The following is a 24906-nucleotide window of genomic DNA, read 5'->3' as shown; positions in this document are numbered from 1 at the left end:
CATGGCACAGATCGACACCCTTCCTCCGCTGCGCGAGGTTATTCGCCAGCACGAGCTGATGGCCAAGAAATCGCTAGGCCAGAACTTCCTGCTCGACCTCAACCTCACCGCTAAGATCGCGCGGGCGGGCGGCTCGCTGGAGGGCGTGAACGTGGTGGAAGTCGGCCCGGGCCCAGGCGGCCTCACCCGGGCGCTTCTGGCCTGCGGAGCTCGGCACGTGGTCGCCGTGGAGCGCGACGAACGCTGCCTGGCCGCCCTTGCCGAAATCGCGGCCCACTATCCCGGCCGGCTGACGGTGCATGCGGGCGATGCCCTCGAAGCCGATTGGCCGGGCCTGATCGCGGGGCTGGAGGGGCCGGTGCGCATCGCCGCCAACCTGCCCTACAACGTGGCGACCCCGCTGCTGATCGGTTGGCTGAAGACCGAGCCCTGGCCGCCCTGGTTCCAGTCGATGACGCTGATGTTCCAGAAGGAGGTTGCCGAGCGCATCGTGGCTACCGAAGCGGACGAGGCCTACGGCCGCCTCGGGGTCCTTGCCGGATGGCGGACGGAAGCCGAGATCGTTTTCGACGTGCCGCCGAGTGCCTTCGTCCCGGCGCCCAAGGTCACCTCCTCGGTAGTGCATCTGCGCCCGCGCCCGACGCCGCTGCCCTGCACACCGGCGGCCCTGGAGCGGATCACGCAGGCAGCCTTCGGCCAGCGGCGCAAGATGCTGCGCCAGAGCCTCAAAGGGCTTGGCGGCGACCTGGCGGCCGCACTGGCCGATGCGGGCCTGCGCCCGGAGATGCGCGCCGAGGAGGTCCCGATCGCTGCCTTCGTCGCGCTGGCGAATGCCTTGAAATAGCGTCAGCGGCCGCGCGTGAGGGCGTCGAGATCGGCCTTCAGGGTATCAACCAGCTGGCCGACCTGCGATTTGTCCTGACGCTTCATGCGTTCGACGTCGAGGATTTCCTTGAGCTTGGCATAGGTGGTCTGCAGGTCGGTGTTGACCAGCACATAGTCATATTTCGTCCAGTGGCTGATCTCGACGCGGGCATTCTGCAGGCGCTGCAGGATGATGTCGGCGCTATCCTCGGCTCGCCGCTCCAGCCGCGCCTTGAGCTCAGCCACGGACGGCGGCAGGACGAAGACGGAGACGATATCCGGCCTCATCTTGTTGTAGATCTGCATGGTGCCCTGCCAGTCGATGTCGAACAGGACATCTCGCCCGGCGGCCAGGGCCTCTTCCACCGGGCCGGACGGCGTGCCGTAGTAATTGCCATGCACCTTGGCCGATTCCAGCAATTCGCCCCTCTCACGCATGGTCTCGAAGGTGCCGGCATCGATGAAACGATAATGGACGCCGTCAATCTCGCTGCCCCGGCGCGGGCGGGTGGTGACCGAGATCGACAGATGCATCGATTTGTCCTCGGCCAGAAGAAGGCGCGTCAGCGTGGTCTTGCCGGCACCGGAAGGCGAGGAAACGATCAGCAGGAGGCCCCGGCGCTGGGGAACGGACGCAGTGCTACTCATTCGATATTCTGAACCTGTTCGCGGAATTGCTCGACCACTGCTTTGAGAGAAAGGCCGGTCGCGGTCAAGCTGACATCATTCGCCTTGGAGCAAAGGGTGTTGACTTCCCGGTTGAACTCCTGCGCGAGGAAGTCGAGGCGGCGTCCCACCGGGCCGCCCTTGGCCAGAAGATCGCGCGCGGCGGCAACATGTGCATGCAGCCGATCGAGTTCCTCGCGTATGTCGGCCTTGGCTGCCATCAGGATCGCCTCCTGATGCAGCCTGTCGGGATCGAGCGACGACGAGGCGTCGAGCAGTGCGGCTATCTGGGCAGCAAGCCGCTCCCGCACCGCCGCGGGCTGGCGTGCCGGATTGGTGTCCGCCTCGCGGGTGAGGGCTTCGATCTCGTCGATACGACCGAGCAGGACGCGTGCGAGCGCCTGGCCTTCCCGCCGCCTCATCTCGGCGCATTGGGCTACAGCCCTGGCGAACCCCTCCAGCAGGACCTCCTGCAGCATGGCGCGTCCGGCCTCGTCTTCCTCCTGCTCCTCGACCTCGAGCACCCCCTTGATGGCAAAAAGGCCATCGAGGCGTGGAGCCGCAGCATCCACCTTGTGCGAGGCCTCGGCCATCGCCGAGACGATGGCGTCGAGCACCGCCTGGTTGATACGCACCACCGGCGCCACGGCGTCGCGCTTCAACGACAACCCGATCTGGCACGAGCCACGGGCAAAAGCGGCGCCCAAGGCGGCGCGCGCCGATGCCTCCAGCGCATCGAATCCGGGCGGCAACCGGAAGCGGACGTCGAGGCTCTTGCCATTGACGGTCTTGATTTCCCAGGCCCAGCGGTTCGCGCCGGTCTGTCCTTCCACCCGGGCAAAGCCGGTCATACTGACAACGGACATCTTCCAATGTTCCATACAGTGATTTCAGCATCCGACCGGATGGATTTCACCGGCAACCGGAACTGAGCGCTCGCTCCCGATGCGCCGCGGGCGCGTCGAATAAGCCTGACAGAAGATAGAGCCCCGCGGCTCCGCGCTCAAGCGGCTCGCACGCAGCCAGCCTATTGCACCGACTGCGGCGAGTTCAGATCGAAGGTCTTGTCGAGCAGCGGGTCATGGTTGGTATTGGCGACAGGATCGTCAAAGCCACCCTTCTTGGGCTTGGCAGCCTGGGCCGGGTCTGCATTGGGAGCGGCCGGCGTCTCTGCCGCCGGAGGCGCCGACGGGACAGGCAATGGGATATCGGCTGCGGGCGACGGAGCAGCTGCGGGTGCAGGTGTTGGTACCGGCGGCGGCGTAGAGGCAGCCGGGGCCTCGGCCTCGGTCTGCTGCTTGCAGGCCTTACTGCCCTTCTTGCAGGGCTTGGCCGGCGGCTTGGCTGCAGGGGCCTCGGCTGGGGCAGGCGCCGGCGCCGGCGTCGCGGCGGCATTGTCCGGTGCCGGAGCCGGCGCAGGTGTCGGCTGGGGCGGCGCGGCAGGGACGTTACCACCCTGCTGCTGGAACTGCCGCCATTTGGCGACATTCTTGTTGTGCTCGTCCAGAGTCGGGGCAAAGGCGTGCCCGCCCGTGCCATCGGCGACGAAATAGAGATCCTTGGTCGCCAAGGGTGTCGCCACGGCCTGCATGGCGGCCTTGCCGGGATTGGCAATGGGAGACGGCGGCAGGCCGGTGATGGTGTAGGTGTTGAAGCGCGTCGGCTGCGAAAGATCGGCGCTGGTCAGCGCCCTGTCGAGCTTACCCTTGCCACCGACCATGCCGTAGATCACGGTCGGATCGGACTGCAGGCGCATGTTCTTCTGCAGCCTGTTGATAAAGACGCTGGCGACATGGGGGCGCTCATCCGCCTGGCCCGTCTCCTTCTCGACGATCGAGGCGAGCGTCACCATTTCCGCCGGGCTCTTCAGCGGCAAATTGGCGGCGCGCTGCTTCCAGATCTGATCGACCAGCGCCTTCTGCTCTTCCTGCATCTTGCGTACCATGGCCGAACGGGTGGTGCCGCGCTCATATTTGTAGGTATCGGGCAGCAGTGCACCTTCCGGCGGCACCGGCGGGGCATCGCCCGTGAGCAGGTCGTCCTGGTTCAGCCGGTCGATGATCATCTGGCTGGTGAGGCCTTCGGGTATGGTGATCGAATGCTGGATCACCTTGCCGTCCACCAGGATGTTCATGACGTCATACATCGAGGCGCCGGGCTTGAAGGCGTATTCGCCGGCCTTGAGATTGCTATGTCCAAGTATCAATGCACCGGTGGTGAAGATGGTGGCACTGTCGATGACGCCCTGGCGCTCGAGGGAGTCGGCAATCTCGTCGCGGCCACTGCCCTTGGGCACATAGACCGTCTTGGCTTCCGAGAGCGGCCCGGGCGAGGTGAACTGGCGCAGACCGAAATAGCCACCGATGGCGATCAGCATCAACAAGACGAAGACGGCATTGCCTGCAACCACGAAGGGATTTCGCACCGTGCTCGAACGTGTCGGCGGCTTGGCGACGGCATCGGGCTGGATCATGTTGCGGGATCCGCGCGAGCCGGCAGCACCTTTCCCGAAGGAGCGCGAGCGTTCGTTCGCTAGTCCCGAATCATCCCGATCATCGACCATAGAAACCTCGTACGCCTACATATTTGCCCGCCTCGGCCACTGGCCGCAGAACCTGGCAACTGGCGGATCTATTGTGCCATGCCTGAGGCGCCCTGTGTTCCCACAGAATCGCCAAGAATCACAAAAACGCGTCGAAACAGAGAGTTAGAGCAAAAGACTGCCTTTGCCAAAACGCGCTTTGCCACACAAATACCAATGTGTTTCGGCGAAAATGCATCAAAATACGAACAATAAGGCGACCTCCGATTGCCGAAACCGGAGGCCGTACACCCCTATCCCAGCGGACATGCCCTGCGAATATGGCAGAAATGCCGGCCGGTTCCCCATGCCTGCCATGGGCCAGGCGTCTTGCGATTTCTTGGAAGTACCAGGAACCGCAAGGACGCTCGAGCCAATCCGGTTGGATGGGCTCGGAAACAAGGAACCCGAGCAAAGCGCGTTCATGCCTGAACGCACCTTGCTCGGGCGGCGGATCAGTCGGCCTTGCGCAGGATCAAGGACGCGTTGGTGCCGCCGAAGCCAAAGGAATTGGAGAGCACTACATTCACCTCGCGCTTGCGCGCCTGCAACGGCACCAGATCGATCGGTGTCTCCACTTCGGGATTCTCCAGATTGATGGTGGGCGGCACGATCTGGTCGCGAAGGGCCAGGATCGAGAAGATCGCTTCGATCGCACCGGCAGCGCCGAGCAGATGGCCGGTCGCCGATTTGGTCGACGACATCGAGGCCGTCGCGGACGCATTGCCGAGCAGGCGCTGGACGGCGCCGAGCTCGATCGTGTCCGCCATGGTCGAGGTGCCGTGGGCGTTGATGTAGTCGATCTCGCCGACGGAGATGCCTGCCCGCTTCACTGCCATCTGCATGCTGCGGAAGGCGCCGTCGCCGTCCTCGGACGGCGCTGTGATGTGATAGGCATCGCCCGAAAGGCCATAGCCGATGACTTCGGCATAGATCTTGGCGCCACGCGCCTTGGCGTGACCATACTCTTCGAGCACCACGCAGCCGGCGCCCTCGCCCATGACGAAACCGTCGCGATCGCGGTCATAGGGGCGCGAGGCGCGGGTCGGCTCGTCGTTGAAGCCGGTCGACAACGCGCGACACGCGGCAAAGCCCGCAAGGGCGAGACGGCAGACCGGGGATTCGGTGCCGCCGGCCACCATCACCTCGGCATCGCCAAGCGCAATCAGGCGGGCGGCATCGCCAATGGCATGCGCACCGGTCGAGCAGGCCGTGACCACTGCGTGGTTCGGCCCTTTCAGGCCGTGGCGGATCGAGACCTGGCCGCCGGCTAGGTTGATCAGGCGACCGGGAATGAAGAAGGGAGAGATGCGGCCGGGACCGCGATCGCGAAGCGTGATCGCGGCATCCTCGATGCCCTGCAGGCCGCCGATGCCCGAACCGATCAGGACGCCGGTTTCTTCCTGGTCCTTCTGCGAGGCGGGATGCCAGCCGGCGTCGTCGAGAGCCTGGGTAGCCGCGGCCATGGCGAAGACGATGAAGTCGTCGACCTTGCGCTGCTCCTTGGGCTCCATCCACTGATCGGGATTATAGGTGCCGTTGCTGCCATCGCCCTGCGGAATGAGGCCGGCAATGCGCGCCTTGAGATCCTCCGTCTCGAAACGGTCGATCTTGACGATGCCGCTTTTGCTCGCAAGGAGATTGGACCACGATGTTTCGACATCGCCACCCATCGGGTTGACCATGCCGAGACCAGTTACGACAACGCGCCTCATAGAACCTCCAAAGGCCGGGGAATCGCCCTCCCCGGCTACTCAAACCCGTTTGATCGCAAAATTGCCTGGCGCAAGGCGGGCATTGAAATGCAGGCGCCCTGAGAGCTGCCCATCCAATGCCTCGAACGCATTGCCGTTACGCTGAACTGGCAGCCGCTATGCCCGCTGTCACTCCAGGGTTGCCGGCAATGATGCAATCTCGTCCCCCGGCCGGTCGATGGATGGATATCGGGGAGCTTTCGCTCCCCGATCGTCTCAGGCCGTAGCCTTGGTCAGGAACTTGACGGCATCGCCGACAGTCAGAATCGTCTCTGCGGCATCGTCGGGGATTTCACAGTTGAACTCTTCCTCGAAAGCCATGACCAGCTCAACCGTGTCGAGCGAGTCAGCGCCCAGATCGTCGATGAAGCTCGCATTCTCGGTGACCTTGTCCGGATCGACGCCGAGGTGTTCAACCACGATCTTCTTCACGCGGTCTGCGATATCGCTCATTTTTCGTTCCTTTGATAAACCAAGACTGCCTGCCGGCACTTTATTCCGCCGCCGGTGGGGCGGTCGGTGTTTGGATAGTTCCTTGAGCCGGGGCCAATCCTTCGATTGACCTCCAGTTATCCCGGACAATCACATTCGTAGGGGCCACCGGAATGTCCCTCGGCGGTGATTAACACACTTCAAATGCCATTGCCAGCGGGCATCCCGTCAGTGGAAATCACTGTGGAATTGACGCTTAACTCGTTCAAATCATTGCCATTCCGCCGTTAATATTCAAAGTTTGCCCGGTGGTATAGGCAGCCTCCGAAGAGGCAAGGTAAACGGCTGCCGCCGCAATCTCGTCGACATGACCGAGCCGATGCACGGGGATCGCGGCAAGGATCGGTTCCATTTGCTTTTCGTTGAGGGCATCCGTCATCGCCGTTTCAATGAAGCCCGGCGCGATGCAATTGACGGTGATTCCGCGGCTCGCGACCTCGTGCGCCAGCGACTTGGACATGCCGACCAGGCCGGCCTTTGAGGCGGCATAGTTGGTCTGGCCGGGATTGCCGATGACGCCGGAAAGCGAGGCGATATTGATGATGCGGCCGGTGCGGCGCTTCAGCATTCCCTTCACCGCGGCCCGCGACAAATGGAAGGCAGCCGAGAGATTGACGGCGATGACGCTGTCCCAATCCTCGTCCTTCATGCGCAGCATCAGATTGTCGCGGGTGAAGCCGGCATTGTTGACCAGGATGTCCAGTTGGCCGAGAGCCGCCTCGACACTCGGGACCAGTGCGCCGAGCTGCTCCTTGTCGGTCAGGTCGCAGGCAAAGACATGGGCACGGTCACCGAGCTTGGCCGCCAGTTCCTTCAACACCGCCTTGCGGGTACCGGAGAGCGCCACCGTGGCACCCTGGCGATGCAGCGATGCGGCGATGGCCGCTCCAATTCCACCCGTGGCTCCGGTCACCAGGGCTATCTTGCCAGTAAGGTCGAACATCGTCATCCCCAATCGAGTGCTGCCGGCCGCTGCGGGCGCACCCTTTATTGTTTATCCTCACCCGAAATGACCACCCGCTGTCGGGCGGGTGGCCGTGGGTCCTTTCATCGCAGGGTTGGCGCGAATGCCGCTACGTCGTCCGGTGTGCCAATGCTTACCGCTTCTACGCCGGAGGCTATGCGCCTGACCAGCCCGCTCAGAACCTTTCCGGAGCCGACTTCCACCAGCTTGGTGACACCGGCCCCGGCAAGATATTCGACGCTTTCACGCCAGCGAACGGTTCCCGTCACCTGCTCGACGAGGCGGCGGCGGATCTCGGAAGGATCCGAGATCGGCTGGGCAAGGACATTGGCAACCAGAGGCACGACCGGCGCCGCGATGGCGACTTTCTCGAGCGCCTCGGCCATGGCCTCGGCAGCCGGTTGCATCAAGGCGCAATGGAAGGGAGCGGAAACCGGCAGGAGGATGGCGCGCTTGACTCCCTTGCCCTTGGCAATCTCCACCGCCCGCTCGACAGCCGCCTTGGTGCCAGAAATGACGACCTGGCCCGGAGCATTGTCGTTGGCGGCCTGGCAAACCTCGCCCTGCGCAGCCTCGGCGGCCACGGCCACCGCCTGCTCGTAATCGAGGCCAAGAAGCGCCGCCATGGCGCCGGTGCCCACCGGCGTCGCCGCCTGCATGGCCCGGCCGCGGATGCGCAGCAGGCGAGCCGTGTCCGCAATCGTCAACGCGCCGGAAGCGGCCAGGGCCGAATATTCGCCGAGCGAATGGCCGGCGACGAAGCTGGCATGTTTCTTGAGATCGAGGCCGGCCTCGTCCTGCAGCACGCGGAAGGCTGCCAGGGAGACGGCCATCAGCGCCGGCTGGGCGTTCTCCGTAAGCGTGAGGTCGTTCTCCGGGCCATCCCAGATCACGGCCGTCAGCTTCTGGCCAAGCGCAGCATCGATCTCGTCGAAGACGGCGCGGGCCACGGGAAAGGCATCGGCAAGCGCCTTGCCCATACCCACGCTTTGGCTTCCCTGGCCGGGAAACGTGAAGGCGATACTCATGCAAGAACCCCGTTTGAGACGGCGCGTTGAGACAATAGGCTGCTGCCTGAGTCAAGTCCGAAGGGTGAGAATATCCGTTCTTCTTACACAAACTTGGCAAAACTCGGTCTTTGCGGATCTTTCAGCAGAGCTCGTGGGCAATTCCACCGCCCGGGTCGCATCTGCGTCAACCGACCCCGTGTTTAGAATTGCTCAAATATCCTCCCAACATTCTGCGAAACCACCTTCCGGCCCTTCTCAATTCTTGAGAGATGCCAGCCTCTTCTCGACCTTCGAAAGAAAGTAGCGGCGCTGCTTTTCGGTGGTTTCGTCGAGACGGTGCAGTGCCAGCCACATCGTGCGGCAACGCGGAGCGCAAAGGCTTTTCAGGCCACGCAGAAGAATATTGCGTCCAGGCGCCTTCATGAACAAGGTCCACCACCACCAGGGCGATCCCAATGTGGAGATGACGCCCAGCAGGCGGATCTGTGTCAGCACCGGGCCGATCGCCTTGCCGTTTTCAGGCATGGTGAAGGTGGCGTGCGGCACCCAGACCCGTTCGAGCCAGCCCTTGAGCATTGCCGGCGGTCCATACCACCAGGTGGGATGAATGAAGATGAGCCCCTCGCACCAGCGCAGCTGCGCCAGATGCTCGGCCACGGGCGCCTCATTGCTGCCCGGCTCATGATAGCCGCGCCTTTCCTCTGCGCTCATCACCGGATTGAAACCTTGCGCATAGAGGTCGATCAGGCGGACCTCATGCCCCGCCTTGCCGAGAGCGCGCAGGGCGGTATCCCGGATCGAGGCGCCAAAGCTCTCCGAACAAGGATGGCAATAAACGACGAGGATTTTCATCGCGGGTACTCTAAATCGAAGTGCGTTTCGATTAGAAAAGCACTTTTATTCTAAAATTGGCTTGGTGCACCGTTGTGCGTTGAATTCTTCTATTCAAATCACAAAAGTTTTTAGCCGGAAACTGATTCCGAAATACTGCATGAGCGGCAGGTGTAGAACGCAGATGCAGCACCGTCGAGACCATGACTCAAGCGGTTATCAATTCGAAGCGATCGACGTCGACCATGCCCCTGTCGGTGATCTTGAGATGGGGGATGACCGGCAAGGGTAGGAATGCGACCTGCAGGAAGGGTTCGGCCAGGGTGACACCAAGGGATTTGGCTGCCGCGCGCAGCGGAATCAGGCGGTCTCGCACTTCCTCGAAAGTCAGCAGGCTCATCAGGCCCGCCACCGGCAGTGCCAATTCGGCCAGGATGACGCCATCTCGGGCCACCACGAAGCCACCGCCGATCTCGCCGAGGCGGTTGACCGCCAGCGCCATGTCGGCGTCATCGGCGCCGACCACGCAGATATTGTGCGAATCATGCCCTACCGAGGAGGCGATCGCCCCCCGCTTCAACCCGAAGCCCTTGACGAAGCCCCGCCCGATATTGCCGTTGACACCGTGCCGTTCGACCACGGCCACCTTCACCACGTCCTGGTCGAGGTCGATATTACGCTGGCCGTTCTCATAGGGCAGGCTCAATCTCAGATGCTCGGTGATGATCTTGCCAGGCACCACGCCCATCACCGGCCCGGTCGGCCCGCTTGCCGGCACGCGGAAATCGATCGCCGAAACGCGAGGGGCCCTCATCGAGCCGAGCCCCACCGGCGCAATGCGGGTCCGCCCCTCGAACAAGCCGTCCTCCACCAGCCGGCCGGCGCTGATCACCTGGCGCACGGCGCAATGCTCCAGATCCTCGATGAGCACGATGTCGGCCCGCTTGCCGGGCGCGATCACGCCGCGATCCTTGAGGCCGAAAGCCATGGCCGCCGACAGGGTCGCGGTGCGATAGGCCGCCAGCGGCTCGGCGCCGAGGGCGATGGCGGTGCGGATCATGAAATCGAGATGCCCCTCCTCGGCAATGTCGAGGGGATTGCGGTCGTCGGTGCAGAAGGCGAGATAGGGCGAGTTCCTCACCGTGATCAGTTCGGCAAGGGCGTGCAGGTCCTTGGAAACGGAGCCTTCCCGGATCAGCAGCGTCATGCCCTTGGCAAGCTTTTCCCGACCTTCCCTGGCCGTCGTCGTCTCATGGTCGGTACGGATGCGGGCGGTGAGATAGGCATTCAGATCCGTGCCGATGAGAAGCGGGGCATGGCCGTCGATATGGCCGTCCTGGAACGGCAATAGCTTGGCGAGGCAGGCAGGATCGGCATTGATCACGCCCGGAAAATTCATGAACTCCGCAAGGCCGATCACGCGGGGATGGTTCTTGAAGGGTGCGAGATCCGCAGCCTCGAGCCTTGCGCCGGCGGTCTCCAGATGGGTCGAGGGCACGCAGCTCGAGAGCTGGACGCGCAGGTCCAACGCCGTCTCACCGGCCGCTTCCAGAAAATAGCGGATGCCATCGGCGCCCACCACGTTGGAAATCTCGTGTGGATCACAGATGGCCGTGGTCACGCCATGCCGGAGGACGCAGCGGTCGAATTCGGAAGGGGTGACCAACGAGGATTCGACGTGAAGATGCGTGTCGATGAAACCGGGCACCGCCACGAGCCCGCGCCCGTCGATCTCGCGCCGGCCGCGATAGCTGGCATAGGTCCCCACGATACGGTCCCCGCCGATGGCAATATCGGTCTCGGTGAGATCGCCGCTGACGAGGTCGAGCAGGCGCACATTCTTGATCACCAGATCCGCCGGCTCGGTGCCCCGCCCCTGGGCGATCAATCGGGCGAGTTCACGGGCGTCCATCCGGGCGATTCCTTCCAATGTCCTGGGAGCGCGGACGTCCTCGTCCGCTCTTCCTATCCGCAAGCGGAGTGTTTCCAAGAGCGGACGAGGACGTCCGCGCTCCCAGGTAAAAGACGCCACAGCGAGCGACTCAATAGCTTTTACCCCGAGTTCGAAGCCTTGTCAGGCGACCACCCGCCCATCTGCAACCGTGATGACCTGATCGGCCCTGCCCTCGACATCCTCGGGCGTATGCGTGGTCATCAGCACGGTCAGGTTTTTCTCACGACGCAGCGTATCGATGAGGTCGATCATGTCGGCACGCATGGTGGGGTCGAGCCCCGTCAGCGGTTCGTCGAGCAGCAGCAGCGGGCGCGTGGTCAGCATGGCGCGCGCGAGCGCGACACGCTGGCGTTGACCACCGGAGAGCTCTGAAGGCAGGCGCATTTCCATGCCGGCCAGATCGACATGGTCGAGCATCGCCGAGATGGCCTGGCGATCTGCCGCCGAGAGCCGAAGGGATGGCGACAGGGCAAGACCGGCGTTCTGCAAGGCGGTGAGGTTGGGCAGGAGATTATGGTCCTGGAAGACGATGGCCACCGGCCTGTCGGCCGGTTTCAGCGGCAGGAGATCGATCCCGTCGAAGCTGAGCCTGCCGCTCTCCGGCTTTTCGAAACCGGCAATGGCATGCAGCAAAGTAGATTTACCGCCGCCGGAGGGGCCGACCATGGCCGCCAGCGCACCGCGCGGAACGGCGAGGCCGTAGCGTCCGGTCCAGTCGTCTATGGTGATGGTGAGATTATCCACGACGAGCATGCCGGCCTCCAAACCGCCCAGCCACCAGGAACAGCACGAGCACCAGACCGGCAAGCAGCGCAGCGATACCATCCGCCTCGGCGACACGATAGGAGCCGAGCTTGGCATAGAGCAAGGCCGGCAGTGTCACCAGGCTCTGCGAGCCGAACAGGGCCACCACTCCGAGATCGCCGAGCGAAAGCGCCATGGCGAGGGCGAAACCCGCCGTGGCCGAAGGAGCCAGCAAGGGCCACTCGACCAGACGCAACCGCGCCCAGCCGGTCAGGCCGAGATTGTCGGCCAGTCGGCCATACCGCTCCTCAGCCAGAGCCATGGGCGGATCGACGAGCCGGTGCACGAAAGGCAGTGCCATCATGGCGTTGACCAGGATGAGAGCCGGCATCGCCACGAAATCGGTCACGCCCAGCGCCCGGGCGATCACGTAGAGGCCCGCGGCGAAGGCCAATGGCGGAGCGGCCAGGGTGAGCAAAGGGGCTGCAGCCATCAGCCGGGCAAGGCGCGGCCAGCCCTGCCCTGCCAGCGACAAGCGCGAACGCGACAGCAGGAGGGCGGCGGCCAGCGCCAGCAAGGCGGCCGCCAATGCAACCACCAGACTGGTCGCGAGCGCCCGGGGCACCTGTGGATCGACGCCAGCCGCCAGTGTGCGGCCGGCATGAATGACCGCGAGCAAGGGTGGCAGCAGGAGAAGCAGGGCAAGGCCGATGACCAGCGCGTCCACCAGGCGCAACCAGCCAGTTTCCCGATCGGGCCTCTCCAGCCTGCGTCCCACGCTCGCTGCCTCCGGTGGGCGCACCAGCAAGGGCGCGGCGAGCGTCACCAGCAACGCCATGGCGGCGATCTGCAACAGGGCCAGCACTGCGGCCCTGGCGAAGTCGGCATCGGAATGGATGGCCTGGTAGATCGCGACCTCGAATGTGGCGCTGCCCGGCCCGCCTCCGAGCGTAAGGGGGATGGCGAAGGACGTCGCACAGGCGATGAAGATCAGGAGCCCCAGCGCCGGCAGATCTCGCTTCAGCACCGGCCAATCGATGCGGCGAAAGATCGTGGTAGGGGGCATGCCGAATGAGGTTGCCAGCCGCCAATGCTCTCCCGGCACGGTCTCCAGCGCCGCGAGGAACACTCGGCTGGCAAAGGCGCCGTTGAAGAAGACATGTACCAGCAGGATGCCGGTCAGCCCATAGAGCGAGATGGCCGGCAGGCCGATGGCGCCCAGCACGGTGTTGGCAATGCCCGCCCGGCCATAGATGCCGGCAAAGGCGAACACGGCCACGATCGAGGGCAGCGCCGCCGCGACCCCGAACAGGGCCAGCAGCAGCCGGCGTCCCGGAAATTGCCGCCGCGCCAGCGCCAGGGCGACGCACGCCCCGAACGAGAGCGACAGCAAGGTGGACAGCAGCGCCTGATAGACGGTGAACCCGGCAATCGAGACGAGATAGCCGACATTGCCCTGCCAGGCGTCGCCGCCGGCCGCGAGAAACAGGCTGGCGAGCGCGGTGAGCACGAGTGCGGCGAGGCCGCCGAGGAGAATCAGGCCGGGCATCGAGGATGAGGCAGCAAGCGCCTTCTCACATCCCTGCTCACTTCGCCATGGCGGCCAGCCATTCGTCGATCCAGGCCTTGCGGTTCTCGGCGAGCTTGGCCGGATCCGCCATCAGGGCCTTGGCCGGAACGGCAACGGCCTTGAAGCTCTCCGGCAGGCCGGCAGCCGGCGTCCTCGCCGGATACATCCAGTTGGTCTCGGGCAGGACGGCCTGGGCCTCATCGGATATGAGGAAGGTGAGGAATTGCCGCCCGAGATCCTGCTGCTTGGAGGTCTGGATCAATCCGGCGACCTCGACCTGGGTCTGGTGCCCCTCAGGAAACATCGCGGCCTTGTAGTTGGTCTTCTTCTCGGCACCGATGTGATAGGCGGGCGAGGTCGAATAGGAGAGCACCATGTCGGCCTCGCCCTTCAGGAAGAGGCCATAGGCTTCCGACCAGCCCGAGGTGACCGTGACGATGCGAGGCTTCAGCGATTTCCAGGCATCGGAAGCCTTGTCGCCATAGACGGCCTTCATCCAGGCGAGCAGGCCGAGGCCCGGCGTCGAGGTGCGCGGATCCTCGATCACCAGCTTGGGGCCGTTCTTGTCGTCGACCAGATCCTTCAGGCTGGCCGGCGGGTTCTTGAGCTTGTCGCTGTCATAGACGAAGGCGAAATAGCCCCAGTCATAGGGAATGAAAGTCTTGTTGGTCCAAGGCTCGGGCAGAGAGAGCTTCTCGGCTGCCACGCCATGCGGCGCGAACAGGCCGGACTTTTCCGCCTCTCCCATCAGATTGTCGTCGAGCCCGACGACGACGTCGGCCTTGGTCGAGGCCCCTTCGAGCTTGAGCTTGGCAAAGAGGGCGCCACCATCATCCGCAGTGACATAGGTCAGCTTGCAGTTGCACTTGGCCTCGAAGGCGGTCTGCAGCGGCTTGCCGGGTCCATATTCGCCGGAGAAGCTCTCATAGGTGTAGACGGTAAGCACCGGCTTGTCCTGCGCCGAGGCCGTCGTGGCGACGGTGGCCAGTGCAAGAGCGGCGAGCAATTTCCTCAGCATAGCGTCCTCCATGTCGAAAACGGTTCGATACGGATGACGGCGGTGAAGAAAATCGAGGTGAAGCTGAAAGCTTCGAAGCTCATCCCTCCGCCGGCACAACCCGGATCAGGTTCGATGGGTTAGACGTCGCTTGCGGCCGTCGTCTTCTCAGCCCTTGCGGGCACCCCATGAGACGATTCCCGTGTTAGCGTTTTCCCGGGACGAGGGAAAGCCTGTTTTGCGGGAGCCGGCTGCTCCCAAAGAGCGCACGCTAAAGATGTGCCGATCCGACCGGTGGTTCCCTCAGGCCCGGACCGTCGCGATGTCCTGCCCGGCTGCCCATTCCTGCAGGTCGGAGCGCTTGAGCGCATGCGCCATCATGTCCGGGAACTGGTCGGGCGTGCAGGCGAAGACCGGGCAGCCCAGCGCCGCGAATTTCTGGGCATGATTGGCATCGAAGCCCGGCCGTCCATCATCGGACAAGGCAAGCAGCACAATGAGATTGACGCCACTGGCCACCAGTGCCGCGGCCCGCCCGAGCATCTCCGCGGCATTGCCGCCTTCGTAGAGATCGGTGATCAGCACGAGATGAGTCTTGGCCGGTTGGGAGACCAGGCCCTGGCAATAGGCCAGCGCCGCATTGATGTCCGTACCGCCGCCGAGTTGCACGCCGAACAGCACCTCGACAGGGTCGGCGAGTTCCTCTGACAGATCGATGATCTGGGTATCGAAACAGACGAGCTTGGTCTCGATCACCGGCAGCGAGGCCATCACCGCCGCAAAGATCGAGGAGTAGACCACGGACGTCGCCATCGAGCCCGACTGGTCCACGCAGAGGATGACCTGATCGAGCTCGGCCTTCGTCCGCGTCTGCCGGGCATGGCCGACCAGCCTTTCGGGCACCACGGTCCGGTACTGCTCCTGCCAATGGCGCAGATTGGCCGTGATGGTGCGCGGCCAGTCGATGTCGTTGTAACGCGGCCGGCTGGTGCGCCTGCCGCGCAACACCGCGCCTCGGATGGTTTCGGCCGTGGCCTGGGCAAGACGCTTCATCAATTCGTCGACCACCTTCTTCACCACCATGCGGGCGGTGTCCTTGGTTTTGTCCGGCATGGCCGAGCGCAGGCTGATGAGATCTGCGATCAGATGAACGTCCGCCTCGAGCGTGGCGAGAAACTCCGGTTCCAGCATCATCGCCTTGAGGTTGAGGCGCTCGAAGGCGTCGCGCTGGATCACCTGCACCACGGGCGTGGGAAAGAACTCCCGGATATCGCCGAGCCAGCGCGCCACGCGCGGCGCCGAGCCGCCCAGGCCGCCGCGCCGGCCTGGAGTTCCCTTGCCGCCCTCGCCATCGCCATAAAGCGCCGAAAGCGCGCGATCCATGCGGACATCGTCCGGCGAGAGATCGGTATCGTCGTCCCCGCCCAGAGCCAGGCGCCAACGCCGGCGCCGTTCGCCCGGGGAGCCTGCAGTCCCCGCCGCTTCCATGCCGATGTCGTCGTTTGTCTCATCGATCATACGCGTCGAGCCCCAGAATCGTGGTGAGCAGCGGCAAGGCGGCGGCAAAACCCGGAGCGGCGAGATCGTCGCCGGAGTGTTTCGGCAGTGCCTGCCGTCCGGAAGTCGCTTTCGCCACCTCCGCCATCAGGCGCCGGCGCTCGCTAATGCCGAATCCGGAAAAGGCCCGGCGCAGCATCGGCAGCACTTCGGTGAAGTCGGTGGGCTCCTGCTCGTTGAGCCAGCCGTCGACGAGTGCGAACAAGGCCGGATCCTGCAGGATGACCTCCGCGCTGTTGCCGAGAAAGCCTTCCAGCCATTGCCCGGCCGCCTTGGGCGCATTGCCCGGCGACAACGCCCACGAGAAAGCAACCGCAGCCTCGCCCTCTCCCAGCGCGGATCGATCGTAAAGCCGCCTCAGGCCAAGGCCTGCGATAAGGGGTGTAACGGATGCGTCACCGCTGAGATGGCGCAGGCGCTGCAGCCATTCATGGCTGAGATGGGAGTCATCCAGCAGATTGAGGGCGTCGTCGAACTCCACCATCGCCTTGCGCATAGCCGCCGCGGCATCGTCATCGAGGTTGGCCGCCGCCAGTCCCAGGCCGGCATTGACCTCGACGGCCATCGCCTTGGCGAGCGAAGCGAGCGCCTCGGTCGGCATCTTGCGGGCCGTGCCATAACGCAGAACGGAGACCAGAGGCGGCACGGCCTGCATCAGGCTGACCACATCGGCCGCATCCACCGCCGCCGCCTGCAGCAAGCCGATGCAACGCTCGGCTGCCTGGGGCAGATCGGACATCAGGCACAATCGCACCAGATCGGCAAGCAGCCGAACATCCCTTGTCATGGAGGCACGCGCCACGGCCGCCCCGCCGGCAGCCTGCTCGACGGTCACGCCGTGGATCAGCGCCTCGGCAAGCTTCACCGACAGCTCCGGGGTCCAGGCCAGCACCCAGATTTCCCGGAAGGTACCGCGCCCGCTGCCGCTGCCACTGAGCCGCCCCCAGGTGACGCCAAGGAGATCGAGACGATGCAGCAGGGTCGACTTGGCAAGGCCGGCCTCGCTGCGCAGATCAAGCGAAACCTCCTGCGCCACGGCTTCGGGCTTCAGGCGAAGGCGTTTCTGCCAGAGGGCGAGATCGGCGGCGAGCGGCATTTGCGGCACGTTCTCGTCGAGCTCGCCGACAGCTTCGCCAATGATCAGGCGCCTTTCCACCACGCGGAACGGCACCTCGTCGCCGTGGCAAAGCGCGGCCAGCGTAGCGTCTCGCATTTCCGCAAGGCCCGGCACGGCAAGATCGCGCAAGGCCGCAAGCCCGGTGGCCAGGCGCGAAGCCTCGATCACCGAAGCAGTGGAGGCGCCGAGGCCCTCCTCGCGCAGCAAAGTGGCGACGCGGGTCTGCCAGGTCGAGGCGAACACATCCGGCTCCATGGCGGCTGGCTGGTCCTCGTAGAGGCTCCACAAATGCCCATACCAGCCCGGCGAGGAGACGCCGGCGCCATAACCCGAGGCGGCAGCCAGGCGGGTCTCCGTCCAGGGAACCCAGGTCACCTCGACCTTTGTTTTCGGCAGGTCCTTCAGCAGCGCCTTGTCGTCGGCGATCGCGACCTTGCGGGTCAAAGCCGGCACATGCCAGGCGCCGCAGACCACCGCGACGGGTCCTTCGGTCTCCTTGAGAGCATCACGGATGCGAAGGCGCATATGGGCTTCGCGTCGGGCCTCGCGCAGGGTCGCTGGCGAGCGGGCGGGATCCTCGGGAAAGCCGGCACGCAGCGCCGTCATGGCCTCCGCGATGACGGCGAAGACCTCCCTGGCCGCTCCGCGGCTTTCGACCAGCGCATTCCAGAAGGCCTCGCCATCGGCATGGCCTGAAATCTCGGCGAGACGGTCGAGCGGATCACCCTGAAACAGGCCTTCCTGGAGCAAGCCGTCCTCGGTTGCCTCCGCCTCGCCATCGCCAGCCGTTTCCGGTGGCTCCGGCTGCATGCGCGCGGCAAGGGAGGCGCCGATCGGCAGATCGATGAAGCGCACAGGCCGGTCGTGGCGTCCAGCCCAGCGCATGGCCTGCCATTCCGGCGAGAAGGATGCGAAGGGAAAGAAACTCGACTGTGCCGGATCCTCGGCCGCATAGGCGAGCAGCGCCACGGGCGGTTTCATGCCGGGAAGGCTGGCATAGGTGATGAGACCGTCCGCCTCCGGCGGCCCCTCGATCAGCACGACGGCGGGCTGCAGAGCCTCGAGTGCTACCAGCAGGCTGGCGGTCGAGCCCGGGCCGTGATGGCGAATACCGAAGAGATGGACGCGCTCGTCCATGGCCGACACCTACAGCACGTCGCGGATGGCGACGTAGAGATCCGACCAGCCTTCCCGCGTGCGCACGACGTTTTCGAGATATTCCTGCAGCGCAACGGTATCCTGCACCGGGTCCTTCACCACCGCCCCCACGATATTGGCCGCCATGGCGTTGGCGTCGATGATGCCATTGCCGAAATGGCCGGCTTCGGCCCAGGCGCTGACGCCCACCGAGATCGCTTCCGCCGTCGACAGCGAACCGGTCACCGTCTTGAGCTTCATCTTGCCGTTCAGGGTCTGGCCATCACGCAATTCGCGGAAGAGGGTGACGATGCGGGCGATTTCCTTGTCGGCCGGCTCGATCGGCGGCAAGGCCAGGCTGGTTCCGATGTCGCGCACGCGCTTGACCACGATCCCCGCCTCCTCGTCGAGCGAGGTCGGCAGCGGTAGCACCACCACGTTGAAGCGCCGCTTGAGCGCCGAGGACAATTCGTTGACACCCTTGTCGCGATTATTGGCGGTCGCGATGACGTTGAAGCCGCGCTGCGCGTCGACAGCCGTGTCGAGTTCGGGAATCGGCAGGGTCTTTTCCGACAGCACGGTGATCAGCGTGTCCTGGACGTCGGAACCCATGCGGGTGAGCTCCTCCAGCCGCACGATGGTACCCTCCTCCATGGCGCGCATCAGAGGAGTCGGCACCAATGCATCCCGGGACGGTCCCTTGGCCAGGAGTTGGGCGTAGTTCCAGCCATAGCGGACCTGGTTCTCGTCCGTGCCGGCCGTGCACTGGATCAGGCGTTTCGACGAGCCCGAGATCGCCGCGGCAAGGTGTTCGGACACCCAGGATTTAGCCGTACCGGGCACGCCGAGCAGCAGCAAGGCCCGGTCGGTAGCCAGCGTGGCAACGGCCGTTTCGATCAGCCGGCGATTGCCGACATATTTGGGTTGGATCGGCGTGCCGTCGGCGGCGGCGCCGCCGAGCAGATAAGTCACGACGGCCTGCGGGGACATCTTCCAATTGGCCGGCCTGGCGCGCTCGTCACCCTTGGCGAGAGCCGCAAGTTCCTCAGCGAAGATCTCCTCGGCCGAGCGGCGCAGCATATCGGACATCGGCGAATTCTCCCTGCAATCAAGCGAAATCGATTAAATCGAGAAGGTTCAAGCCTTGGTTGGCGCGGCTGGTCAGTGCCGGGTTGAACGAGCGCAGTTCGGCCCGTAGACCGCCTCGCTCCGAGGCGGGAGCAAGGGCAGCGAGGGCCGAAAGGATCGCAGCGGTTGAGGCGGCGGGATTGTCATCCGTCCCAGCAGGAAGAGCGCGCCAAGCCTTCGAGGTCATGACAGACTTGAACATGGCGGGGCTGAGCGGGGCGCGCAGCACTGTATAGAGTTTCGCCCACGGCTCGGCCGCTGGCAATTCGCTCCACAGGGCCGGCCGGACCAGGGCCGCCTGCAAGGCCGACACCGCCATCTCGTCGAGATCGGCATCCTCGACCTGGTCGAGGATGGGCCAAAGATCGCTGCGCCCTTCGCTCAGGCCGGCGAGCAGGGGCCAGCGGCCCTCCCGCACCGCCAGCGCGGCGAGGACGAGACCGAGGACGGCATCGTTCGCACCCTTGGCGATCTCCTCGACGGACATGTCGAGCTCTTCAGCCAATTGATCGAGGCCGATACCGGCGAAGGTTTGAAACGCCCATTGCGGTTGCTGATGAGGTCGGATCGTGGCGGGATAGTCGAGTGACAAAGCGCGGCCTCGGCGCAGAAGGCCCGTCTTCTGGATCTTGATACGGCCGATACAGTCCTGCAATTTCTTGGCGGAAGCGGCCGACCCCGGCAGTCGGCCGCGCAGAACTTCCGCCGCCTCCCGCACGCTGGGCGCCCTGTCGGTGCCGAGCGATTCCAGGAATGGCACATCCGCAGCCGACAGGCCGACCGCCAGGGCCTTGACCAGGCTGGCGCGCACAGGGGCACGTTCGGAGGCAAAGGCCGCAGCGACCAGATCCCGGGCCTTCCCGGCATCGATGCGCCGCTGCTCGCGAATGAAACCTGCCTTCTGGCTCGGCCAGCCCTGCTGCCAATTCGAGGCATCGATCTTTTCGACGAAAGAATAGGGGCTGTCCCCGTCCCCCTCCTCCGAAGCCGCATTTCGGTTGACCCAGGCTAGGGCACTGGTGCCGAGGCTGTCCGCATGAAGGCGAGCAAAAGCTTCGAGGCGCGGCAGATCGAAGGGATGAATTTTCATCTCGCGACGATCGAGCGCATCGGCGATGGCATAAGCAAGGCCGTCGTCTATGCTGCCATTCTTGCCAGCCAGGAGTGAAACCATGAGCGTCCGGGCAGCCGGCGGCGGCAGGGTTCGGCTATCCTCGATGGCAGGTTTCTTGACTTTCACGCGCTGCGACCAGCGTCGGAGGAAGCGCTGGTGCTGCCCCAGCAAAGCAAGCGCCTGCAGCTCGGCCTTCTCGGCCTTGGCGTCAAGGATGCCGCCGAGCGCCTTGGCAATCGGCGCGGCCTGCCGCCCTGTGCCAAGCAGGAAATAGCGCATCAGAGCTTCGACCGAGGTGGCTTCGAGCATCGTCCTATCCCGAGATCCAGCGTCCGAGCGACGTCTCGGCGAACTTCAATTCGAGGCGATGCCCGTCCCAGATGCCGAAGACTGCGCTGCAGGCGATACCAGCCAGGGCCTCGAGACCGTCGTCACCGGGCCTGGCCCGAAGCGGTAGGGCCATGTCGTCGTGCTGGGCAGCAAGCACCGCGCCGTCCGGCGTCCACACGACGACTGCATCGCGCGCCGCGATCGGCCAATCGCCAAGCCAGGGCTTGCCGGCCAAATGCGTCTCGTAATCCTCGATCGCAGCCAGCAGATCCTCGGCCGGCGGTTGCCAGGTCTCGATCCTCTCCATGCCGCCCACCTGCTCGGCGATGATGGCCCGCAGGGGCACGGAGGAGGGATAGAACAGCATTTCCGCCTCAAGGCATTCCCCGGGCGCGTAGAGCGTGCCAGTATTGCCGACTGAGACGGGGATGAAATCGATCATCAGGGCAAAGCGCGGCCCCTCCCCGCCATCGATGCGGCCCAACCAGGTTTCCAGCCGCCTGAGTTTGTCGGGCTGCACTTCATTGACGGTCGCCAGCACCATCCAGCGACCACGTTGCCGAAGTGCGCCGGGATCGGCAAACAAGGCCTCCTTGGTCATTGTCCAGCCCACCGTGAGGCGAACATCGGCGGCAAGCCCCGGCGACAGGCTGGCCTGGCGGCGATAGGCCTCGGCGATGAGGAAGAGTTCTCCAAGCCGCTGCACCAGGAAATCGCCGCGCTCCTCCTCCGGCACGGCGAAAAGAGCGGCCGGCAACTGCTCGACACGAGTGGCAAGGCCATGGGCCTTGGCGTCGACGAGACGGCGCGCCAGCATGCGGCATTGATCAACGGCCATGCCCTGGAAGCCGGCAAGGCCCCGCTCCACCTGGTCCTGCAGCCAGCGATCGAGGTCGTCGAGCCCGGCGAGGACCGAGGCCTCGCGCTCCTGGCGCAAGCGCTCGCGCTGGGCCGCAGCGCGAACCAGCGCCTTGGGATCGGGCGCCGCTTCCTCTTCGATCGGGACGGCATCGAGCGAGGCTTTTGGCTTGTCCTCCCCCAGTGCTGTTGCCGGTCGGGCGCCACTCAACGGGCGACGGCGGGACAGCCATTCCGCTACCCAGTCAGGCCGCTCGGCCATACCGAAGGGCTTGCCGTCGGCACGCATCCACATCAAGGCAAGCGTATGCTTGCAGGGAAATTTGCGGCTGGGGCAGCTGCATTTGTAGCCGAGGTCGGCTTCCGCGACGACGACGCGATAGGGTAGCGAGCCCGACCCCTGGCACTCCCCCCAGATCAAACCCTGCTCATCCTGGGCGATGGTCGGCCAGAGCGAGGGTTTCAGCAATTTTCGGGCGGCGTCGATCGAGCCCTGGTCCGGTGCAAGCTCCTCAACTTTTGCCAGTGTCAGAGTCATGCAGCTTCCGCTTCAGCACCGCGATCAACGCTCTCGAATCGAGAAAAGCTTACGCAGAGGAATCGGGCAGGCAAGTGGAATCCAGGTCACCGGTGCCATCAGGCGATGCCGAGCCGTGCCGCCGCGAAGGGCCTGAGCCGTGGGTCGGTGTAGTCGGGGATTGCCAGTTCCACGCCTACCGCCAGCAGCGCTTCCTCAGTCATGCTGGTGGCAAGACCGATCACGGCAAGGCCCGCCGCCTTGCCGGCCGTGATGCCGGAGCGCGAATCCTCGAAAGCCAGGCTGGAAGCGGCGCGCCCCTGCAGGCGCTCCAGGCCGACGAGGTAGGGATCGGGATGGGGCTTGGGATGGGCAACCTCGGCGCCGATCACCACGGTCGGAAAGCGTTCCACCAGGCCCAGATTGACCAGCTGATGCTCCGCATTGTCCCGGGGCGCGTTGGTGACCACGCCGATCGGCACGCTGTTCCGTTCCAGCCAGTCGAGAAAATCCGTCAGCCCCTTCGCCGGCTTCAGCCCGACAAAGAGGCTGCGGAACATCGCCTCCTTGTCGTCGACGAGCTTGAGGGCGACGTCCTCGTCGAGATCCTTCAGAAAGTTCCTGGCGAGCAGGCTGTTGGGCTGGCCCATGATCTCGGAGACATAGGTGTCGAGGGAGAGCTCGATCCCGTGCGGCGCCACCATCTCGCGCCAGGCCTCGTAGTGCAGGTGATCGGCATCGACCAAAGTGCCATCGAGATCGAAGAGAGCAACGGATTTCACGAAACAAAACCTTTTCAGAGAGTCAGGGGTTGGGGCTCGTCGCGGAACTGCACCGCGTGGAGGGCGGCATAGCGCCCTGCCCTCGCGAGCAGTTCCTCATGGCTACCCTCCTCGACCAGCCGGCCGCCGTCGATCACGCAGATCTTGTCGGCTTCCTGGATGGTCTGCAGCCGGTGGGCGATCACCACGACGGTGCGGCCCGCACAGAGATCATCGAGGGCATTCTGGACGGCCTGTTCGGATTGCGAGTCGAGAGCGGCCGTAGCCTCGTCGAGGAGGATGATTGCGGCATCGCGCAGGATGGCACGCGCGATCGCGATGCGGGCACGCTGCCCGCCGGAAAGCTGCAGGCCGCGCTCTCCGACCTCGGTGTCGTATTCCCGGTCGAAATCCACGATGAAATCATGGGCATAGGCGGCCTTGGCCGCCGCCTCGATCGCCTCCTGCGAGGCACCCGGCCGGCCGAAGGCGATATTCTCCCGGATGGTGCCGGCGAACAGGAAGACGTCCTGGCCGACATAGGCCATGGCACTGCGCAGGCTGGCGACGGAAACCGACGCGATGTCCTGCCCGTCGATGCGGATTGCGCCGGAGCCCGGCTCATAAAAGCGCAGTATCAGGTTGAGCACGGTCGACTTGCCGCTGCCGGACGGACCGACCAGAGCGGTGGTCTTGCCGGCTTCGGCGACCAGGGAGAGATCGTTGAGCACCGGCTCATCGGGCTTGTAGCCGAAGCTCACCCGATCGAAGACAATATGGCCGCCCTCGTTGACGAAAGAGGGCTTCTTGCTTTCACCCGCTCCTTCACGCGCCGGCTGGTCAATGATGTCGTAAAACATGCTTACGCCGGTGACGGCGGCATTCAGGTCGACATTGACGCGGGCGAGCGCCTTTGACGGCGCGTAGGCGGTGAGGAAGGCGAACAGGAAAGAGATCAGCTCGTCAACGGTGAGCTGCCCGGCGGTGATACGCCAGCCGCCATAGACGATCACTGCCGCAACGGCAAAACCGGCCATGGTCTCCATGATCGGGCCCGAGCGATTGCCGAGCCCCGCCATCTTGTTGGCGGCTGACTGGGCCTCGGCCACGCCGGCTGCCATGCGGGCGCGCATGGCCTGCTCCATGCCGAAGGACTTGACGACCCGGATCCCCTGCGAAGTTTCCTGAATTATTCCAGTAATCTGCGCGGTGCTCTGATATTGCCGCTTCACCACGCGCCGGATCCGCTTGGTGATGTAGCGGATACCGAGCACGGCAGGCGGCATCACCACGAGGGCGGAGAGGGCCAGCAGAGGATCGCGCATGATCATCACCGCGATCAGTGCTCCGACCTGCAAGACGTTGGAGACCGAAGTCACCAGCAGATTGGAAGCGATGCGCGAGGAATTGGCCACGAAAGTATTCGAGGCCACCATTTCGGTGGAATGGCGTGCGGTGAAGTAAGCCATGTCCTGCTTCACGACATGGTCGAACAATCGCTGCTGCACGCTGGCGATGATGGAATTGCCGATACGCGCCAGCACCGTGTCCTTGGTGTAGGCAGCCGCGCCACGGACCAGGAAGACCACGACGACCAGCATGGCGAAGCCTGCGATCTGCCCCATGCTCTGCTTGTCCCACATGGCGCGGATGACGGGACCTATCAGCCAGGCCACCAGACCACCCATGGATGCTTCGATTGCGCCGGCAGCAATCGCCACGCCATAGGAGCGGGTGTGCTTGCTTCCTTCGTCGGAGAACAGGCGCCGCAGCAATGGCATGGCGCGGACTGTGTTCTGAGCCTCTGTGGAAATGGTGGCAACTCCTGGAGCAGCGCAGGTTTTTGCCAAATCCCGCTGCACTCCGACTTTGGTTTCAACGCGCCTCTGCGTTTACCGGGAAGCCCCGTAGATCGCAAAAAGCTCTAGCAATCGCCGCGCTTCTATCACCGGCGCGGAAT

General features: G+C 64.5%; 20 protein-coding genes and 1 riboswitch. Of the genes, 1 reads left to right on the top strand and 19 read right to left on the bottom strand.

Annotation, left to right across the window (positions count from 1 at the left end):
• Position 1: 1 nt before the first annotated feature.
• Positions 2 to 844: a 16S rRNA (adenine(1518)-N(6)/adenine(1519)-N(6))-dimethyltransferase RsmA gene (gene rsmA, locus U1R88_RS11120; RefSeq protein WP_322431271.1), complete on the top strand. Its 843-nt coding sequence runs from the start codon at positions 2 to 4 to the stop codon at positions 842 to 844.
• Between the two features lie 2 nt (positions 845 to 846).
• On the opposite strand, the gene gmk is transcribed toward rsmA, so the two are convergent.
• From gmk to U1R88_RS11025, 19 genes are all read right to left on the bottom strand, one after another.
• A complete protein-coding gene (gene gmk, locus U1R88_RS11115; RefSeq protein WP_068287223.1) occupies positions 847 to 1512 on the bottom strand; it encodes a guanylate kinase in 666 nt (221 codons plus the stop codon).
• Complete coding sequence (locus U1R88_RS11110; protein WP_322431270.1) at positions 1509 to 2396, bottom strand: YicC/YloC family endoribonuclease; 888 nt, start codon at positions 2394 to 2396, stop codon at positions 1509 to 1511. The genes gmk and U1R88_RS11110 overlap by 4 nt, the downstream gene beginning before the upstream one ends.
• 161 nt (positions 2397 to 2557) lie before the next feature.
• A complete protein-coding gene (gene mltG, locus U1R88_RS11105; protein WP_322431269.1) occupies positions 2558 to 4003 on the bottom strand; it encodes an endolytic transglycosylase MltG in 1446 nt (481 codons plus the stop codon).
• A gap of 563 nt (positions 4004 to 4566) precedes the next feature.
• Entirely contained in the window at positions 4567 to 5826 is a 1260-nt protein-coding gene (gene fabF / locus U1R88_RS11100; protein WP_322431268.1) for a beta-ketoacyl-ACP synthase II, read from the bottom strand.
• A 255-nt stretch (positions 5827 to 6081) separates the two neighbouring features.
• Complete coding sequence (locus U1R88_RS11095) at positions 6082 to 6318, bottom strand: acyl carrier protein (protein WP_068287214.1); 237 nt, start codon at positions 6316 to 6318, stop codon at positions 6082 to 6084.
• 244 nt (positions 6319 to 6562) lie between these two features.
• The gene (gene fabG / locus U1R88_RS11090; RefSeq protein ID WP_322431267.1) at positions 6563 to 7300 is read right to left on the bottom strand and encodes a 3-oxoacyl-[acyl-carrier-protein] reductase; all 738 of its coding nucleotides are present in this window, start codon (positions 7298 to 7300) and stop codon (positions 6563 to 6565) included.
• A gap of 104 nt (positions 7301 to 7404) precedes the next feature.
• The gene (gene fabD / locus U1R88_RS11085) at positions 7405 to 8349 is read right to left on the bottom strand and encodes an ACP S-malonyltransferase (RefSeq protein WP_322431266.1); all 945 of its coding nucleotides are present in this window, start codon (positions 8347 to 8349) and stop codon (positions 7405 to 7407) included.
• Between the two features lie 237 nt (positions 8350 to 8586).
• Complete coding sequence (locus U1R88_RS11080) at positions 8587 to 9183, bottom strand: NAD(P)H-dependent oxidoreductase (RefSeq protein ID WP_068287205.1); 597 nt, start codon at positions 9181 to 9183, stop codon at positions 8587 to 8589.
• A gap of 187 nt (positions 9184 to 9370) precedes the next feature.
• Positions 9371 to 11074 carry an adenine deaminase gene (gene ade / locus U1R88_RS11075; RefSeq protein ID WP_322431265.1) on the bottom strand — a complete coding sequence of 568 codons (1704 nt, stop codon included), beginning with the start codon at positions 11072 to 11074 and terminating at the stop codon, positions 9371 to 9373.
• A 162-nt stretch (positions 11075 to 11236) separates the two neighbouring features.
• Positions 11237 to 11869 carry a thiamine ABC transporter ATP-binding protein gene (locus U1R88_RS11070; protein ID WP_322431264.1) on the bottom strand — a complete coding sequence of 211 codons (633 nt, stop codon included), beginning with the start codon at positions 11867 to 11869 and terminating at the stop codon, positions 11237 to 11239.
• Positions 11853 to 13409 carry an ABC transporter permease subunit gene (locus U1R88_RS11065; RefSeq protein ID WP_322431263.1) on the bottom strand — a complete coding sequence of 519 codons (1557 nt, stop codon included), beginning with the start codon at positions 13407 to 13409 and terminating at the stop codon, positions 11853 to 11855. The genes U1R88_RS11070 and U1R88_RS11065 overlap by 17 nt, the downstream gene beginning before the upstream one ends.
• Positions 13410 to 13446: 37 nt before the next feature.
• Complete coding sequence (gene thiB, locus U1R88_RS11060) at positions 13447 to 14460, bottom strand: thiamine ABC transporter substrate binding subunit (RefSeq protein ID WP_156771496.1); 1014 nt, start codon at positions 14458 to 14460, stop codon at positions 13447 to 13449.
• Between the two features lie 53 nt (positions 14461 to 14513).
• A riboswitch (TPP riboswitch) is annotated at positions 14514 to 14626 on the bottom strand.
• Positions 14627 to 14730: 104 nt separating this feature from the next.
• Positions 14731 to 15915 (bottom strand): VWA domain-containing protein, encoded by a 1185-nt coding sequence (locus U1R88_RS11055; RefSeq protein ID WP_322431378.1) that lies wholly within the window; start codon positions 15913 to 15915, stop codon positions 14731 to 14733.
• A 19-nt stretch (positions 15916 to 15934) separates the two neighbouring features.
• Positions 15935 to 18238 (bottom strand): DUF5682 family protein, encoded by a 2304-nt coding sequence (locus U1R88_RS11050; protein ID WP_322431262.1) that lies wholly within the window; start codon positions 18236 to 18238, stop codon positions 15935 to 15937.
• 9 nt (positions 18239 to 18247) lie between these two features.
• Positions 18248 to 19327, bottom strand: coding sequence for an ATP-binding protein (locus tag U1R88_RS11045; protein WP_322431261.1), 1080 nt, complete (start codon positions 19325 to 19327; stop codon positions 18248 to 18250).
• Between the two features lie 19 nt (positions 19328 to 19346).
• Positions 19347 to 20789, bottom strand: coding sequence for a DUF5691 domain-containing protein (locus U1R88_RS11040; RefSeq protein WP_322431260.1), 1443 nt, complete (start codon positions 20787 to 20789; stop codon positions 19347 to 19349).
• 4 nt (positions 20790 to 20793) lie between these two features.
• On the bottom strand, positions 20794 to 22206 hold the full coding sequence (locus U1R88_RS11035; RefSeq protein ID WP_322431259.1) for an SWIM zinc finger family protein: 1413 nt from the start codon (positions 22204 to 22206) through the stop codon (positions 20794 to 20796).
• A 98-nt stretch (positions 22207 to 22304) separates the two neighbouring features.
• Entirely contained in the window at positions 22305 to 22967 is a 663-nt protein-coding gene (locus U1R88_RS11030) for an HAD family hydrolase (RefSeq protein ID WP_322431258.1), read from the bottom strand.
• A gap of 14 nt (positions 22968 to 22981) precedes the next feature.
• Positions 22982 to 24727, bottom strand: coding sequence for an ABC transporter ATP-binding protein (locus tag U1R88_RS11025; protein WP_322431257.1), 1746 nt, complete (start codon positions 24725 to 24727; stop codon positions 22982 to 22984).
• Positions 24728 to 24906: the final 179 nt, after the last annotated feature.

Origin of the sequence: Labrys sedimenti (assembly GCF_034424805.1) — a bacterium.
GTDB classification, from domain to species: domain Bacteria; phylum Pseudomonadota; class Alphaproteobacteria; order Rhizobiales; family Labraceae; genus Labrys; species Labrys sedimenti.
The sequence above is the reverse complement of the archived record's forward strand: the minus strand, read 5'-3'. Positions and strand labels throughout refer to the sequence as shown.

Excerpts from the sequence above, each read along its gene's own strand:
- rsmA (WP_322431271.1), top strand. The coding sequence starts at position 2 with ATGGCACAGATCGACACCCTTCCTCCGCTGCGCGAGGTTATTCGCCAG.
- gmk (WP_068287223.1), bottom strand. The coding sequence starts at position 1,512 with ATGAGTAGCACTGCGTCCGTTCCCCAGCGCCGGGGCCTCCTGCTGATC.
- U1R88_RS11110 (WP_322431270.1), bottom strand. The coding sequence starts at position 2,396 with ATGTCCGTTGTCAGTATGACCGGCTTTGCCCGGGTGGAAGGACAGACC.
- mltG (WP_322431269.1), bottom strand. The coding sequence starts at position 4,003 with ATGATCCAGCCCGATGCCGTCGCCAAGCCGCCGACACGTTCGAGCACG.
- fabF (WP_322431268.1), bottom strand. The coding sequence starts at position 5,826 with ATGAGGCGCGTTGTCGTAACTGGTCTCGGCATGGTCAACCCGATGGGT.
- U1R88_RS11095 (WP_068287214.1), bottom strand. The coding sequence starts at position 6,318 with ATGAGCGATATCGCAGACCGCGTGAAGAAGATCGTGGTTGAACACCTC.
- fabG (WP_322431267.1), bottom strand. The coding sequence starts at position 7,300 with ATGTTCGACCTTACTGGCAAGATAGCCCTGGTGACCGGAGCCACGGGT.
- fabD (WP_322431266.1), bottom strand. The coding sequence starts at position 8,349 with ATGAGTATCGCCTTCACGTTTCCCGGCCAGGGAAGCCAAAGCGTGGGT.
- U1R88_RS11080 (WP_068287205.1), bottom strand. The coding sequence starts at position 9,183 with ATGAAAATCCTCGTCGTTTATTGCCATCCTTGTTCGGAGAGCTTTGGC.
- ade (WP_322431265.1), bottom strand. The coding sequence starts at position 11,074 with ATGGACGCCCGTGAACTCGCCCGATTGATCGCCCAGGGGCGGGGCACC.
- U1R88_RS11070 (WP_322431264.1), bottom strand. The coding sequence starts at position 11,869 with ATGCTCGTCGTGGATAATCTCACCATCACCATAGACGACTGGACCGGA.
- U1R88_RS11065 (WP_322431263.1), bottom strand. The coding sequence starts at position 13,409 with ATGCCCGGCCTGATTCTCCTCGGCGGCCTCGCCGCACTCGTGCTCACC.
- thiB (WP_156771496.1), bottom strand. The coding sequence starts at position 14,460 with ATGGAGGACGCTATGCTGAGGAAATTGCTCGCCGCTCTTGCACTGGCC.
- U1R88_RS11055 (WP_322431378.1), bottom strand. The coding sequence starts at position 15,915 with ATGGAAGCGGCGGGGACTGCAGGCTCCCCGGGCGAACGGCGCCGGCGT.
- U1R88_RS11050 (WP_322431262.1), bottom strand. The coding sequence starts at position 18,238 with ATGGACGAGCGCGTCCATCTCTTCGGTATTCGCCATCACGGCCCGGGC.
- U1R88_RS11045 (WP_322431261.1), bottom strand. The coding sequence starts at position 19,327 with ATGTCCGATATGCTGCGCCGCTCGGCCGAGGAGATCTTCGCTGAGGAA.
- U1R88_RS11040 (WP_322431260.1), bottom strand. The coding sequence starts at position 20,789 with ATGCTCGAAGCCACCTCGGTCGAAGCTCTGATGCGCTATTTCCTGCTT.
- U1R88_RS11035 (WP_322431259.1), bottom strand. The coding sequence starts at position 22,206 with ATGACTCTGACACTGGCAAAAGTTGAGGAGCTTGCACCGGACCAGGGC.
- U1R88_RS11025 (WP_322431257.1), bottom strand. The coding sequence starts at position 24,727 with ATGCCATTGCTGCGGCGCCTGTTCTCCGACGAAGGAAGCAAGCACACC.